Here is a 15368-nt window from a genome sequence, read left to right on the forward strand (position 1 = left end):
GAACCATAAAGGTTCAGAGACCGGAGCTGAAAAATTGTTCGGCGGCGTCCTACTCTCCCACAGGGTCCCCCCTGCAGTACCATCGGCGCTGAAAGGCTTAGCTTCCGGGTTCGAAATGTAACCGGGCGTTTCCCTAACGCTATGACCACCGAAACACTATGAAGTTAACCAACCGGAGCCTAGCTTCAACGGTCGTTACTTCAGAACCTACACAGTGGACGCGAGCAACTGAGGACAAGCCCTCGGCCTATTAGTACCAGTCAACTCCACACCTTACGGCGCTTCCATATCTGGCCTATCAACCCAGTCGTCTACTGGGAGCCTTAACCCCTCAAGGGGGTGGGAGCCCTCATCTCGAAGCAGGCTTCCCGCTTAGATGCTTTCAGCGGTTATCCTTTCCGAACGTAGCCAACCAGCCATGCCCTTGGCAGGACAACTGGCACACCAGAGGTTCGTCCGTCCCGGTCCTCTCGTACTAGGGACAGCCCTTCTCAAGACTCCTACGCGCACAGCGGATAGGGACCGAACTGTCTCACGACGTTCTAAACCCAGCTCGCGTACCGCTTTAATGGGCGAACAGCCCAACCCTTGGGACCGACTCCAGCCCCAGGATGCGACGAGCCGACATCGAGGTGCCAAACCATCCCGTCGATATGGACTCTTGGGGAAGATCAGCCTGTTATCCCCGGGGTACCTTTTATCCGTTGAGCGACGGCGCTTCCACAAGCCACCGCCGGATCACTAGTCCCTACTTTCGTACCTGCTCGACCCGTCAGTCTCACAGTCAAGCTCCCTTGTGCACTTACACTCAACACCTGATTGCCAACCAGGCTGAGGGAACCTTTGGGCGCCTCCGTTACTCTTTAGGAGGCAACCGCCCCAGTTAAACTACCCACCAGACACTGTCCCTGATCCGGATCACGGACCCAGGTTAGACATCCAGCACGACCAGAGTGGTATTTCAACAATGACTCCACAACCACTGGCGTGGCCGCTTCAAAGTCTCCCACCTATCCTACACAAGCCGAACCGAACACCAATATCAAGCTATAGTAAAGGTCCCGGGGTCTTTCCGTCCTGCTGCGCGAAACGAGCATCTTTACTCGTAATGCAATTTCACCGGGCCTATGGTTGAGACAGTCGAGAAGTCGTTACGCCATTCGTGCAGGTCGGAACTTACCCGACAAGGAATTTCGCTACCTTAGGATGGTTATAGTTACCACCGCCGTTTACTGGCGCTTAAGTTCTCAGCTTCGCCAACCCGAAAGTTGACTAACCGGTCCCCTTAACGTTCCAGCACCGGGCAGGCGTCAGTCCGTATACATCGCCTTACGGCTTCGCACGGACCTGTGTTTTTAGTAAACAGTCGCTTCTCGCTGGTCTCTGCGGCCACCCCCAGCTCAGAGAGCAAGTCTCATCACCGGAAATGGCCCCCCTTCTCCCGAAGTTACGGGGGCATTTTGCCGAGTTCCTTAACCATAGTTCACCCGAACGCCTCGGTATTCTCTACCTGACCACCTGAGTCGGTTTAGGGTACGGGCCGCCATGAAACTCGCTAGAGGCTTTTCTCGACAGCATAGGATCATCCACTTCACCACAATCGGCTCGGCATCAGGTCTCAGGCTTCAAGCTGTCCGGATTTGCCTAGACAGCGCCCTACACCCTTACCCCGGGACAACCACCGCCCGGGCTGGACTACCTTCCTGCGTCACCCCATCACTCACCTACTACAAGTCTGGTTCGTCGGCTCCACCACTCCGCTTCACCCGAAGGATCCACGGCGGCTTCACGGACTTAGCATCGCCTGATTCAATGTTTGGCGCTTCAAAGCGGGTACCGGAATATCAACCGGTTGTCCATCGACTACGCCTGTCGGCCTCGCCTTAGGTCCCGACTTACCCTGGGCAGATCAGCTTGACCCAGGAACCCTTAGTCAATCGGCGCAAGAGTTTCCCACTCTTGTATCGCTACTCATGCCTGCATTCTCACTCGTGAACCGTCCACAACTCGCTTCCGCGGCTGCTTCACCCGGCACACGACGCTCCCCTACCCATCACGATCCCCGTTGGGGGTAATATCGCAATGACATGACTTCGGCGGTGTGCTTGAGCCCCGCTACATTGTCGGCGCGGAATCACTTGACCAGTGAGCTATTACGCACTCTTTCAAGGGTGGCTGCTTCTAAGCCAACCTCCTGGTTGTCTCTGCGACTCCACATCCTTTCCCACTTAGCACACGCTTAGGGGCCTTAGTCGATGCTCTGGGCTGTTTCCCTCTCGACCATGGAGCTTATCCCCCACAGTCTCACTGCCGCGCTCTCACTTACCGGCATTCGGAGTTTGGCTAAGGTCAGTAACCCGGTAGGGCCCATCGCCTATCCAGTGCTCTACCTCCGGCAAGAAACACACGACGCTGCACCTAAATGCATTTCGGGGAGAACCAGCTATCACGGAGTTTGATTGGCCTTTCACCCCTAACCACAGGTCATCCCCCAGGTTTTCAACCCTGGTGGGTTCGGTCCTCCACGAAGTCTTACCTCCGCTTCAACCTGCCCATGGCTAGATCACTCCGCTTCGGGTCTTGGGCACGCTACTCAACGCCCTATTCGGACTCGCTTTCGCTACGGCTTCCCCACACGGGTTAACCTCGCAACATACCGCAAACTCGCAGGCTCATTCTTCAAAAGGCACGCAGTCACGACTGCATGTGCAAGCACATACAGCGACGCTCCCACGGCTTGTAGGCACACGGTTTCAGGTACTATTTCACTCCGCTCCCGCGGTACTTTTCACCATTCCCTCACGGTACTATCCGCTATCGGTCACCAGGGAATATTTAGGCTTAACGGGTGGTCCCGCCAGATTCACACGGGATTTCTCGGGCCCCGTGCTACTTGGGTGTCTCTTAAACGAGCCGTCAATGTTTCAGCTACGGGGGTCTTACCCTCTACGCCGGACCTTTCGCATGTCCTTCGCCTACATCAACGGTTTCTGACTCGTCCCACAGCCGGCAGACTGCAGAAAAGAGATCCCACAACCCCAACCACGCAACCCCTGCCGGGTATCACACGTGACTGGTTTGGCCTCATCCAGTTTCGCTCGCCACTACTCCCGGAATCACGGTTGTTTTCTCTTCCTGCGGGTACTGAGATGTTTCACTTCCCCGCGTTCCCTCCACACTGCCTATGTGTTCAGCAGCGGGTGACAGCCCATGACGACTGCCGGGTTTCCCCATTCGGACACCCCCGGATCAAAGCTTGGTTGACAGCTCCCCGGGGCCTATCGTGGCCTCCCACGTCCTTCATCGGTTCCTGGTGCCAAGGCATCCACCGTGCGCCCTTAAAAACTTGGCCACAGATGCTCGCGTCCACTGTGCAGTTCTCAAGCAACGACCAGCCACCCACCACCCCAACCCGAAGGCTGAGTTCACTGGGGCCGGCATCGCGAAGGAGCAGACTCAAGTCCGCACCCTCAGATACCCAACAGCGTGCCCGACCCGACCAGTTGAAGACTCACGTTCCACGCCGAAGCAGTACTAATGATCCCAACCGACCGTGCCGAATAGTCAACGTTCCACCCATGAGCTAACCACCGTCGAACATTTGCCGACGTAGTGGCTCTGGATCTCTTACGAGATCTAGATGCTCCTTAGAAAGGAGGTGATCCAGCCGCACCTTCCGGTACGGCTACCTTGTTACGACTTCGTCCCAATCGCCAGTCCCACCTTCGACGATTCCCTCCCACAAGGGGTTGGGCCACCGGCTTCGGGTGTTACCGACTTTCGTGACGTGACGGGCGGTGTGTACAAGGCCCGGGAACGTATTCACCGCAGCAATGCTGATCTGCGATTACTAGCAACTCCGACTTCATGGGGTCGAGTTGCAGACCCCAATCCGAACTGAGACCGGCTTTTTGAGATTCGCTCCACCTCGCGGTATCGCAGCTCATTGTACCGGCCATTGTAGCACGTGTGCAGCCCAAGACATAAGGGGCATGATGACTTGACGTCGTCCCCACCTTCCTCCGAGTTGACCCCGGCAGTCTCCTGTGAGTCCCCATCACCCCGAAGGGCATGCTGGCAACACAGAACAAGGGTTGCGCTCGTTGCGGGACTTAACCCAACATCTCACGACACGAGCTGACGACAGCCATGCACCACCTGTACACCGACCACAAGGGGGACCCTGTCTCCAGGGTTTTCCGGTGTATGTCAAGCCTTGGTAAGGTTCTTCGCGTTGCGTCGAATTAAGCCACATGCTCCGCTGCTTGTGCGGGCCCCCGTCAATTCCTTTGAGTTTTAGCCTTGCGGCCGTACTCCCCAGGCGGGGAACTTAATGCGTTAGCTGCGGCACGGACGACGTGGAATGTCGCCCACACCTAGTTCCCAACGTTTACGGCGTGGACTACCAGGGTATCTAATCCTGTTCGCTCCCCACGCTTTCGCTCCTCAGCGTCAGTATCGGCCCAGAGATCCGCCTTCGCCACCGGTGTTCCTCCTGATATCTGCGCATTTCACCGCTACACCAGGAATTCCGATCTCCCCTACCGAACTCTAGCCTGCCCGTATCGAATGCAGACCCGGGGTTAAGCCCCGGGCTTTCACATCCGACGTGACAAGCCGCCTACGAGCTCTTTACGCCCAATAATTCCGGACAACGCTTGCGCCCTACGTATTACCGCGGCTGCTGGCACGTAGTTAGCCGGCGCTTCTTCTGCAGGTACCGTCACTCTCGCTTCTTCCCTGCTGAAAGAGGTTTACAACCCGAAGGCCGTCATCCCTCACGCGGCGTCGCTGCATCAGGCTTTCGCCCATTGTGCAATATTCCCCACTGCTGCCTCCCGTAGGAGTCTGGGCCGTGTCTCAGTCCCAGTGTGGCCGGTCGCCCTCTCAGGCCGGCTACCCGTCGTCGCCTTGGTAGGCCATCACCCCACCAACAAGCTGATAGGCCGCGGGCTCATCCTTCACCGCCGGAGCTTTCCACACGGAGGTCATGCGACCCCGTGTCGTATCCGGTATTAGACCCCGTTTCCAGGGCTTGTCCCAGAGTGAAGGGCAGATTGCCCACGTGTTACTCACCCGTTCGCCACTAATCCCCTCCCGAAGGAGGTTCATCGTTCGACTTGCATGTGTTAAGCACGCCGCCAGCGTTCGTCCTGAGCCAGGATCAAACTCTCCGTGAATGTTTACCCGTAATCGGGTCAACACACACGAGAGCGGAACGACCAAACGGAATAGGTCCGGTCGTTCACAGCGTCCTCGCTGTGTGTGCCACCCGCGCCACATGGACGGGATGGACTTTCAAAGGAACCTCATCTGCCGGATGTTTCCGGTAGACGGGGTATCAACATATCTGGCGTTGACTTTTGGCACGCTGTTGAGTTCTCAAGGAACGGACGCTTCCTTTGTGCCTTATCGGTTCTGATTGACTCAGTACCGGGCTCTCCGGGCGCTTCCCTTCGGTGTTGCATTTCCGACTCTATCAGATCCTTGCGGTTCCGATTTTCGCCGGTGCGATTCGGCCTTTCGGCTTCTTCGCGGTTCCAACCTTACCAGATCCGTTTCCGTCTCCGGCCCCCTGTTGGAGCGGGGTTGGCCGTTCAGCTTTCGCTTTTCGGCCTTTCCGACTCTATCAGATCTTGTCCGTGCCGTTGCCGGCTCGAATTTGTTTCTGATTCCCCGTCGGAGGGGGTTTGTTCGCGCCTTTCGACGTGATCACTACGTTAGCGGTATTCCTCGTCGACGCATAATCCGCCGCGGTCCGAATTTCGGCATGCCGAAATTGTTCCCGGTGAGGGGCCGTGCAGTAGTGGTGTGCCGCGAAGCGGCGGGATGGCTGCTCGGGTCCTGTCGGCTCCGTGGCAACTCGGAGGACACTACACGAGGGGGTGGGGTTGTTCAAACCCGCGCGGGGAGGGGGTTCGCCAGGTACTTTGGGGTCCATGACTACGCATGCGCTCGTGCAGCAGTGGTGGCCCGCCTGACGGCGGCCGCCCAGTAGTGCATGCATGACCACGGCCGCCGCTTCGGCGGCCGTTCGCGTATCTGCATCCGTAGCGGCCGGTGAGTCGGCGGTCTCGATGCGCACTCGGAAGAGTGCGGGACTTCGGGAGAGTACGGATGGACGAGATGGCGGTTCCGGCGTCGGGGCGTACGCGGATCTTCAGCGGTGTGAAGCCGACGGGGCATCTGACGCTGGGGAACTACCTCGGGGCGGTGCGCGGGTGGGTCGAGGAGGACCAGCACCGTGCGGAGGCGCTGTTCTGTGTGGTGGATCTGCACGCGCTGACCGTGGACCACGATCCGGCGCGGGTGCGGCGGCTGACCCGGCAGGCCGCGACGCTGCTGCTGGCGTCGGGGCTGGACCCGGAGGTGTGCACGGTGTTCGTGCAGAGCCGGGTGGACGAGCATGCGCGGCTGTCGTACCTGATGGAGTGCACGGCCTCCGACGGGGAGATGCGGCGCATGATCCAGTACAAGGAGAAGACGGCGCGGGAGCAGGCGCGGGGTGGGAGCGTGCGGCTGTCGCTGCTGACGTATCCGGCGCTGATGGCGGCGGACATCCTGGCGTACGGGGCGCACGAGGTGCCGGTCGGGGAGGACCAGGCGCAGCACGTGGAGCTGACGCGGGATCTGGCGATCCGGTTCAACCAGCGGTACGGGGCGACGTTCGTGGTGCCGAGGGCGACGGTGCCGAAGGTGGCGGCGCGGGTGATGGACCTGCAGGAGCCGACGTCGAAGATGGGGAAGTCGCACGACCGGACGGCCGGGATCGTCTATCTGCTGGACGAGCCGGAGGTGGTGCGGAAGAAGGTGATGCGGGCGGTCACCGACGGGGGCAGTGAGGTGGTGTACGACCGTGCGGAGCGGCCGGGTCTCGCCAATCTGCTGGATGTGCTGGCGGCGTGCACGGGTGGGGATCCGGAGCGGCTGGCCGGTGGGTACGACGCGTACGGGGCGTTGAAGAAGGACGTCGCGGAGGCCGTGGTGGAGACGCTGCGGCCGGTGCGGGAGCGGCACGCGGCGCTGGCCGCGGAGCCCGGGTACGTGGACGAGGTGCTCGGGCGCGGTGCGGAGCGGGCGCGGGACATGGCCAGGCCGCGGGTGGACGCGGCGTACCGGGCGATGGGGCTGCTGGCGTAGCCGGGGCCGGTGGGGGTGGTCGCCGCCCCCACCGGCGCGGGGCTCAGCCGTTGCCGGTGGCCAGTTCGCGGCTGCGGTCGCGGGCGGCTTCCAGGGCGGCGATGAGGGCGGCGCGCACGCCGTGGTTCTCCAGCTCGCGGATGGCGTTGATGGTGGTGCCGGCCGGGGAGGTGACGTTCTCGCGGAGCTTGACGGGGTGTTCGCCGCTGTCGCGGAGCATCACGGCGGCGCCGATGGCGGCCTGGACGATGAGGTCGTGGGCCTTGTCGCGGGGCAGGCCGAGGAGGATGCCGGCGTCGGTCATGGCCTCGACCAGGAAGTAGAAGTAGGCGGGGCCCGAGCCGGACAGGGCGGTGCAGGCGTCCTGCTGGGACTCCGGGACGCGCAGGGTCTTGCCGACCCCGGCGAAGATCTCCTCGGCGCGGGTGAGGTGTTCTCCGGTGGCGTGGCTGCCGGCGGAGATGACGGACATGGCCTCGTCGACGAGGGCGGGGGTGTTCGTCATGACCCGTACGACGGGGGTGCCGGCGGCCAGCCGGTCCTCGAAGTAGGCGGTGGGGATGCCGGCGGCGCCGCTGATGACGAGGCGGTCCGCGGGGACGTGCGGGGCGAGTTCCCGCAGGAGGCTGTCCATGTCCTGCGGCTTGACGGTGAGGATGAGGGTGTCGGCGGACTTGGCGGCCTCGGCGTTGCTGACGGCGTCCACGCCGTAGCGGGCGTGGAGCTGGTCGGCGCGTTCCTGACGGCGGGCGGTGACCAGGAGGTCGGAGGGCGCCCAGCCGCCGCGGATCATTCCGCTGAGGAGCGCTTCGCCGATCTTGCCGGTGCCGAGGACTGCGACCTTCTGGGTCATGGTGCGGGTTCGCCTTTCCGCTGCGCTGGGCCTTTGTCGTCATCCTCGCACCGTGCGGGGTGCCGGGCCGGTGCTGTCCGGTGGGTGGGCGGTTCGGGGGGCATGCGGCGGGGTGGTTCACGCGGTGCGGCGGCGGAGGGTGGCCGCGCCCAGGGCGAGGACCAGGAGGGCGAAGGCGGTGACGACGAGGCTGTCGCGGAGGAAGGCGGTGGTGAGGTCGGGGTGGTGCAGGACCTCGGTCATGCCGTCCACGGCGTAGGACATCGGGAGCACGTCGGAGACCGCCTTGAGGGCCGGCTGCATGGTGTCGCGGGGGGTGAAGAGCCCGCAGAGGAGGAGCTGGGGCATCAGGACGGCGGGCATGAACTGGACGGCCTGGAATTCCGAGGCGGCGAAGGCCGAGACGAACAGGCCGAGGGCGGTGCCGAGGAGGGCGTCGAGGACGGCGACGAGCAGCAGCAGCCAGGGGGAGCCGGTGACGTCGAGGCCGAGGACCCAGACGGACAGCGCGGTGGCGAGGGCGGACTGGACGATCGCCAGCAGGCCGAAGGCGAGGGCGTAGCCGCTGATCAGGTCGGCCTTGCCGAGGGGCATGGCGAGCAGGCGTTCCAGGGTGCCGGAGGTGCGTTCCCGCAGGGTGGCGATGGAGGTCACCAGGAACATGGTGATCATCGGGAAGATGCCGAGGAGCGAGGCGCCGATGCTGTTGAAGGTCTCCGGTCGGGCGTCGAAGACGTAGCGCAGCAGCGCGATCATCACGCACGGGACGAGCAGCATCATCGCGAGGGTGCGGGGGTCGTGGCGCAGTTGGCGCAGGACCCGGGCGGTGGTGGCGAGGGTGCGGGACGGGGAGAGGGGGCCGGCGGGGGTCCGGCGGGCGGGGGGCGGGGCGTCGGGGGTCATCGGACCGGCTCCTCGGTGGTGGTTCCCGGGGGTGCGGGGGTGGCGCCGGCCGCGTCGACGAGGTGGAGGAAGGCGGCCTCGACGGTGGGGGTCGCGGTGCGGTCGCGGAGGGCGCGGGGCGTGCCGTCGGCGAGGATGCGGCCCTCGCGCATCAGGAGCAGCCGGTGGCAGCGCTCGGCCTCGTCCATGACGTGCGAGGAGACCAGGAGGGTGGTTCCGCGGTCGGCGGCGAGGGCGTGGAACAGGTGCCACAGGTCGCGGCGGAGGACGGGGTCCAGGCCGACGGTGGGTTCGTCGAGGACGAGGAGTTCGGGGGCGCCGAGGAGGGCCACCGCGAGGGAGACCCGGCTGCGCTGGCCGCCGGAGAGGTGGCCGGCGAGGGCGTCGGCGTGCCGGGTGAGGTCGACGTCCGCGAGGGCGCGGGTGACGCTCTCGCGGCGGTGGGCGCGGGCGGCGCGGCCGGGGTGCAGGACGGCGGCGAAGTAGTCGAGGTTCTGACGGACGGTGAGGTCGTCGTAGACGGACGGGTCCTGGGTGACGTAGCCGATGCGGGGGCGCAGGCCGGGGTCGCCGGCGGGCCGGCCGAGGACGTCGAGGGTGCCGGTGACCTTGGCCTGGGTGCCGACGACGGCGCGCAGGAGGGTGGACTTGCCGCAGCCGGAGGGGCCGAGGAGGCCGGTGATGCGGCCCGGGGGGACGTCGAAGGTGAGGGCGTCGAGGACGGTGCGGCGGCCTCGGACGACGGTGAGGTCGTGGGCGTGGACGGCGGGGGTGCCGGGGCCGTTCGGGGGTGGCGGGCCGGCTGGGGAGGCGGGGTCGTCGTCACCGCCGTAATTCATCATGCGGTGAATAATGTGCCGGGGAAGGGGCGGCGTCAAGAGTGGGGACGGAGGGCGGGTGCGCCGCGGAGTGGTGCGCGGACGGTTCGGCAACGGCGCATGGGGGCGCGGGCGGCGCTCCGGCGGCCGCCGGAGCGAACGGAACCCTTCCTTCCTGTCCGATAACCCTGCGTTTACAGGGTGGTTACATAACGGGATGCCGCCGGGCGCCGCTGCCTCGACACAATGGGAGGACGTGTCCAGCCGCGCCGGAAGGGGCGACGATGGCGGCAATCCAGGTCCGCGGCCTCGGCCGGCTCCTGTTGCTCGTCGTGGCCCTCGTACTGGCCCTGCCGCTCGTCGCCGGCGGCGCGTACGGGGAGCGGGCGGCGGCCCCGCCGGTCGGGAAGGGCGCGACCGGCGCCGACTCCCCGGGCTCCGCCGCCCCGGTGGCGTCGGACCCCGCCGGGCATCCGGAAGCGGCCGGTGACCGCTGCCAGCCGCGCCGGGGCGGACGCTCCGCGGCCACCCTGTGCGCGCCTGCACCGCCGGGCACCCCGGTCTCCACGGCCGGGCCCGTACGGACCGAGGGCGGGCTGCGGGCGACCGCCCCGCTGACCGGCCGGCAGGCCGTGCCGCTGTCGAGATCGGGCGAACTGCCGGTCCGGCACCTCGTCTTCCGCTGCTGAGCACGGAGAGCTGCCCCAGGGGCCTCCCCCGGCCCGCGCATCCGACGGATCCAGCCGTCGTCGCATTTCCCCCTTCATGGCGCGCGGCGCCCGGTGCCGGTCCGGCCTGCCCGGGCCGCGGCCGGGCCCGGTTCTGCGCCGGTGCCCGGTCCCCGGGTACGGGCGGCCGCGCGCCACCGCATCTCGCAACCGCTGGAGGCATGCTCATGCGTAGGTTCCGTGTTGCCCGCTCGCTCCCGTCCCGGCCGTCGATACCGTCCACGACCGCCCGGCCCGCCGACCGCTCGTGGCGTTCGCCGGCCGTCTGGCGCGCCGACTTCACCGCCTCCCTCGTCGTCTTCCTCGTCGCCGTCCCGCTCTGCGTCGGGGTGTCCGTCGCGTCCGGGGCGCCGGCCGAACTGGGCCTGGTCACCGGCATCGTCGGCGGGCTGCTCACCGGGCTGCTGCCGGGCAGCAGCCTGCAGGTCAGCGGGCCCGCCGCCGGACTGACCGTGCTGGTCTTCGAAGCCGTGGAGGACTTCGGGCTCGGCGCGCTGGGCGCGCTGGTGCTGATCGCCGGGGTGCTCCAGCTGGTCATGGGGGTGCTGCGGCTGGGGCGCTGGTTCCGGGCGATCTCGGTCGCCGTCGTGCAGGGGATGCTCGCCGGCATCGGGCTGGTGCTGATCGCCGGGCAGCTGTACGCGCTGGCGGACGCCAAGGCGCCGGGCGGCGGGCCGGCGAATCTGGCCGGGCTGCCGCGGCTGGCGATGGACACCATCGGGTCGGACCCGGCCCTGGGCGCGCTGGCGGTCGGCGTGTCGACCATCGCGGTGCTGGTGGCCTGGCCGCGGCTGCGGCAGCTGGCGCCGGTACTCCCCCGGCCGCTGGCGCGGCTGGCGTCGCAGGCGCCGCAGGTGCTGCCGGCGCCGCTGGTGGCGGTGGCCCTGGTGACCGCCGTGGTGGCCTGGTGGGACCTGCCGGTGGCGCGGGTCGAGGTACGGGGCCTGCTGGACGTCGTGCAGCCGCCGGGCGGCGCGGACTTCGCGCGGCTGACCGAGGCCGGGGCGGTGGCCGGGGCGCTGGGCACCGTGCTCGCCTTCACCCTGATCGCGTCGGCCGAGTCGCTGTTCAGCGCGGCCGCGGTGGACCGACTGCACGACGGGCCGAAGACCGATTACGACCGGGAGCTGATGGCGCAGGGCGCCGGCAACACGGTGTGCGGGCTGCTCGGCGCGCTGCCGATGACCGCGGTGATCGTGCGCAGCGCCGCGAACGTGCAGGCCGGGGCGCGGACCAAGACCTCGCGGGTGCTGCACGGGGTGTGGCTGCTGGTCTTCGCGGCGGCGTTCCCGGCGGCGCTGGGAGTGGTGCCGCTCGCGGCGCTGGCGGGCGTACTGGTGCATGCGGGCGGCAAGTTGATCCCGGTGAAGGCGTGGCGTCCGCTGTGGCGGGAGCATCGCGGTGAGGCCGTGGTGCTGGCGGTGACGGCGGTGGCGATCGTGGCGACCAACATGTTCGAGGGGGTGCTGCTGGGGCTGCTGATGGCCGTGGCGAAGTCGGCGTGGGCGACCTCGCACGTCCATCTGGAGATCGCGGGCCTGGAGGGCGGCGGCGTGGTGCACGTACGGGCGCTGGGCAACGCGACCTTCCTGCGGCTGCCGAAGCTGCTCGACCAGTTGGAGGCGCTGCCGCGCGACCGGGAGGTCGAACTGGACCTGTCGGGGCTGCGGCACCTCGACCACGCGTGTGCGGCGGCGCTCGGCAACTGGGAGGAGCAGCGCCGCGGCCCGGAGGGCACCGCGCGGGCGACCGCCCGGTCCACCGCGCCCTGAGCGGGCGCCGTCCGGTGCCCGTGATGCGGTCCGGTCGGTAACCGGAAGAGCGGCGTTCCGGGGCAAATGACCGTAGGGTCGGATAGCTGTGACCACCGATCCCGAGGAGCGCTGTGACCCGCCGGCCCCTTCGCTGCTGCGGTGCGACCGCCGCGCTGTCCGTCGCCCTCCTGCTGTCCTCCTGCACGGGCGCCGCCGTGGGCGGCGGGGGGACGGCGGGCAGCGGCGGGGTCGGTGATCCGCTGTTCCCCGCCCTCGGCAACAGCGGCTACGACGTACGCCATTACGGGATCACCCTCGACTACGACGTCACGCACAAGCGGCTGGCGGCCACCACCGAGATCACCGCCCGGGCCGGGAAGGACCTGCGGTCCTTCACGCTCGACCTGCAGGGGCTGCGGGTCACCGCCGTCCGGGTCGACGGCACGGCCGCCGCCTTCTCCCGCAAGGGGCACAAGCTGACGGTGCATGCGCCCGAGGCGATCCCGAAGGGCGCGCAGTTCCGCACCGACGTCGACTACGACGGCACACCGCAGGAGATGAAGGACCCGGACGGGACGACGGAGGGCTGGGTCAAGACGCCCGACGGGGCGTTCGTGTCGGGGGAGCCCGCCGGGTCCATGACCTGGTTCCCGAGCAACAACCACCCCTCGGACAAGGCGTCGTACGACTTCCGGCTCACCGTTCCGCAGCACTACACCGCCGTCGCCAACGGGGAACTGCGCGCGGAGAGGACCGCCAAGGGGAAGACCACCTTCGAGTGGCACAACCCGCAGCCGATGGCGACGTACCTCGCCACCGCCACCATCGGGAAGTTCGACGTGCACACCTCACGGACGCGCGGCGGGCTGCCGCTGTACGTCGCGGTGGACCCGGCGGAGGTCGCCAAGAGCAAGAAGGCGCTGGACCGGCTGCCGCAGATCATCGACTGGGAGAGCGGGCTGTTCGGGACGTACCCGTTCTCCTCGGCGGGCGCGATCGTCGACCACACCCCGCCGCGGATCGACTGGTACGCCCTGGAGTCGCAGACCAAACCGGTCTACGCCGGCGCGCCGGACACCGTCACCGTGGTGCACGAGATGTCCCACCAGTGGTTCGGTGACTCGGTGACGCCCGAGACGTGGCGGGACACCTGGCTCAACGAGGGCTTCGCGACCTACGTCGAGTGGCTGTGGGACGAGCACGAGGGCGGCAAGACGCCCCAGCAGCAGTTCGACGCGCTCTACCGGACCAAGAAGGACGACCCGCTCTGGGCCTTCCCGCCGGGCGACCCGGGCGCGGCGAAGAACGTGACCGGGACGCCGGTCTACGAGCGGGGCGCGATGGTGCTGCAGCAGCTGCGGCGGGCGGTCGGCGACAAGACCTTCTTCCGCATCCTGAAGGAGTGGCCCGCCAAGTACCGCTACCGCAACGCCGATTCGGCGGACTTCATCGCCTTCGCCCAGGAGCGCACCGATGTCGATCTGACCGGCCTCTTCGACGCCTGGCTGTACGGCAAGGGGAAGCCGGCGCGCACGTACTGAGGTTCAGGACGGGGCGGGCGGGCGGCGGGTGACGGTCAGGTCGAGGGCGTACGCCTCCTCGACGGTGCCGTCCGGGAAGACGTTGAGCAGGGCGGTGCGCTCGGCCTCCAGGACGGGCGCGGCGGCCGCGGGGCCGATGGCGGCGAAGTAGGAGCGGCTGCCGAGCATGGCGAGGTGGGTGTCGAGCGGGACGCGCCGGGTCCAGTGGAGGACGCGGCTGGCGGGGTTCAGCCCGAGGCCGAGGCCGCGGATCAGGCCGGGGGCCTCCGGGGCGACGCTGTGGGCGTGGTAGCCGGGGAGGCGGCGGGCAAGCCGGGCCTCCTGCTCGGCGGCCCAGGGGACGCCGGGGTCGGGGACGTTCCACCACAGGGCGAGCGCGCCGCCGGGCCGCAGCACCCTCCCCCAAGCTCTAAAGGAGCAGGGGGGACCCCCGTGCCTCGGGGACCGAGCGGGCCGGGTCGGTCCAGTGCCAGGACTGCGCGTAGCCGACGAGGTCGAAGCCGGCGTCGTCGGCGAACGGCAGGGCGTCGCCGAGGGCGCGGACCAGGGGGGTGGCGGGGTGGGCGGCGCGCAGCCGGCTGGCCATCGCGGCGCCCGGCTCGACGGCGGTGACACGGGCGCCGCGGGCGGCGAGCAGCGCGGTGGCGATGCCGGTGCCGGCGCCGACGTCCAGCACCCGCGCGCCGGCCAGCGGACGGCCGGCCAGTTCCTCGACCGCGTCGAACAGGGCCGGTGGGTAGCCGGGGCGGGCGGCGGCGTACTGGGCGGCCACCGCGTCGAAGGCGCGGGCGAGGGTGGCGCGGCCCGGGGCCTCGGGCGGCGGGGGCGGGAGGGGCGGCATGGGCCCTGGTGCCCGCCCCGGGCGGGCGGCGAGCCCGAAACGGAAATTCGTACCAGGTTTGTTTTCAGACTCGGTCTGGTTATTGTGGGGGCATGGCGGGACTGCGGGAGCGGAAGAAGGAACAGACGCGGCAGCGGATCGCGGCGACGGCCTGGCGGCTGTTCGCCGAGCGCGGCTTCGAGGCGGTGACGGTCGGCGAGATCGCCGAGGCCGCCGAGGTGGCCAAGGCGACGCTGTTCTCGTACTTCCCGACGAAGGAGTCGCTCGCCCTCCAGGGCGTGGGCGACGAGGACCTGGCGGGCATCGTCGCCGGGCGGCCGGCCGGCACGTCGCCGCTGGACGCGCTCCACACGCACTACCGCGCGTTCGCCGCCGGCCCGCTGACCGGGATGGACACGGAGGTCCTGGTCTCCCGGGTACGGGTGATCTTCGACAGCCCGTCGCTCAGCAGCGCCGCCGACGCCCTGCTCTACCAGCAGCGGCAGCGGCTCGCGGAGGTGCTGGCGGCCGAGCACGGCGAGACCGCCGCGGCCCTGATGGCGGCCCAGATCAGCGCTTCGCTGGTGACGCTCCAGGAGACGTTCTTCCGGCGGCTGGCCGCCGGCGCCTCCCTGGAGGACGCCCGCGCCCGCCTGGCCGAGGACGTCGAGCTCGCCTTCGGGCTGCTGGCGCACGGCCTCGACCCCTTCGCGGGCGGCACACCGGCCGGGAGCGGGGCAGCGGCCCCGCCCGACGGGCCACCCACCACCGGCCACCACGACCGAGCGGACCGGAACGAGCAGTGAGGGGC

8 protein-coding genes, 3 rRNA genes and 1 pseudogene are annotated in these 15368 nt (G+C 67.6%); 5 read left to right on the plus strand and 7 right to left on the minus strand.

Features of this window, described 5'->3' with window-relative positions; all coding sequences use genetic code 11:
* Positions 1-36: 36 nt before the first annotated feature.
* The 3 genes from rrf to SL103_RS33030 form a co-directional block, all read right to left on the minus strand.
* A 5S ribosomal RNA gene (rrf, locus tag SL103_RS33020) occupies positions 37-153 on the minus strand.
* A gap of 77 nt (positions 154-230) precedes the next feature.
* Positions 231-3352: ribosomal RNA gene (locus SL103_RS33025) — 23S ribosomal RNA — on the minus strand.
* 299 nt (positions 3353-3651) lie between these two features.
* Positions 3652-5180 (minus strand): 16S ribosomal RNA (locus tag SL103_RS33030).
* The 16S, 23S and 5S rRNA genes sit together here, the layout of an rRNA operon.
* Positions 5181-6117: 937 nt before the next feature.
* On the opposite strand from SL103_RS33030, the gene trpS reads away from it, so the two are divergent.
* Positions 6118-7140 carry a tryptophan--tRNA ligase gene (gene trpS / locus SL103_RS33035; RefSeq protein WP_244304098.1) on the plus strand — a complete coding sequence of 341 codons (1023 nt, stop codon included), beginning with the start codon at positions 6118-6120 and terminating at the stop codon, positions 7138-7140.
* Positions 7141-7183: 43 nt separating this feature from the next.
* On the opposite strand, the gene proC is transcribed toward trpS, so the two are convergent.
* From proC to SL103_RS33050, 3 genes are all read right to left on the minus strand, one after another.
* Complete coding sequence (proC, locus tag SL103_RS33040; RefSeq protein WP_069572614.1) at positions 7184-7993, minus strand: pyrroline-5-carboxylate reductase; 810 nt, start codon at positions 7991-7993, stop codon at positions 7184-7186.
* Between the two features lie 117 nt (positions 7994-8110).
* Positions 8111-8896, minus strand: coding sequence for an ABC transporter permease (locus tag SL103_RS33045; protein ID WP_069572615.1), 786 nt, complete (start codon positions 8894-8896; stop codon positions 8111-8113).
* Positions 8893-9738 carry an ABC transporter ATP-binding protein gene (locus SL103_RS33050; RefSeq protein ID WP_069572616.1) on the minus strand — a complete coding sequence of 282 codons (846 nt, stop codon included), beginning with the start codon at positions 9736-9738 and terminating at the stop codon, positions 8893-8895. The genes SL103_RS33045 and SL103_RS33050 overlap by 4 nt, the downstream gene beginning before the upstream one ends.
* 260 nt (positions 9739-9998) lie before the next feature.
* Here SL103_RS33050 and SL103_RS33055 point away from each other — a divergent pair, with 260 nt between their 5' ends.
* The 3 genes from SL103_RS33055 to SL103_RS33065 all read left to right on the plus strand — a co-directional run bounded on the left by SL103_RS33055 (position 9999) and on the right by SL103_RS33065 (position 13737).
* A complete protein-coding gene (locus tag SL103_RS33055; protein ID WP_069572617.1) occupies positions 9999-10403 on the plus strand; it encodes a hypothetical protein in 405 nt (134 codons plus the stop codon).
* A 206-nt stretch (positions 10404-10609) separates the two neighbouring features.
* The gene (locus tag SL103_RS33060; protein WP_079146332.1) at positions 10610-12214 is read left to right on the plus strand and encodes a SulP family inorganic anion transporter; all 1605 of its coding nucleotides are present in this window, start codon (positions 10610-10612) and stop codon (positions 12212-12214) included.
* A 113-nt stretch (positions 12215-12327) separates the two neighbouring features.
* Complete coding sequence (locus SL103_RS33065) at positions 12328-13737, plus strand: M1 family metallopeptidase (protein ID WP_069572618.1); 1410 nt, start codon at positions 12328-12330, stop codon at positions 13735-13737.
* A gap of 3 nt (positions 13738-13740) precedes the next feature.
* On the opposite strand, the pseudogene SL103_RS33070 reads toward SL103_RS33065, so the two are convergent.
* Positions 13741-14578: pseudogene (locus SL103_RS33070) on the minus strand (class I SAM-dependent methyltransferase).
* Positions 14579-14670: 92 nt separating this feature from the next.
* On the opposite strand from SL103_RS33070, the gene SL103_RS33075 reads away from it, so the two are divergent.
* On the plus strand, positions 14671-15363 hold the full coding sequence (locus SL103_RS33075; protein ID WP_079146106.1) for a TetR family transcriptional regulator: 693 nt from the start codon (positions 14671-14673) through the stop codon (positions 15361-15363).
* Positions 15364-15368: the final 5 nt, after the last annotated feature.

It is taken from the genome of Streptomyces lydicus (assembly GCF_001729485.1).
Taxonomy (GTDB): Bacteria; Actinomycetota; Actinomycetes; order Streptomycetales; family Streptomycetaceae; genus Streptomyces; species Streptomyces lydicus_D.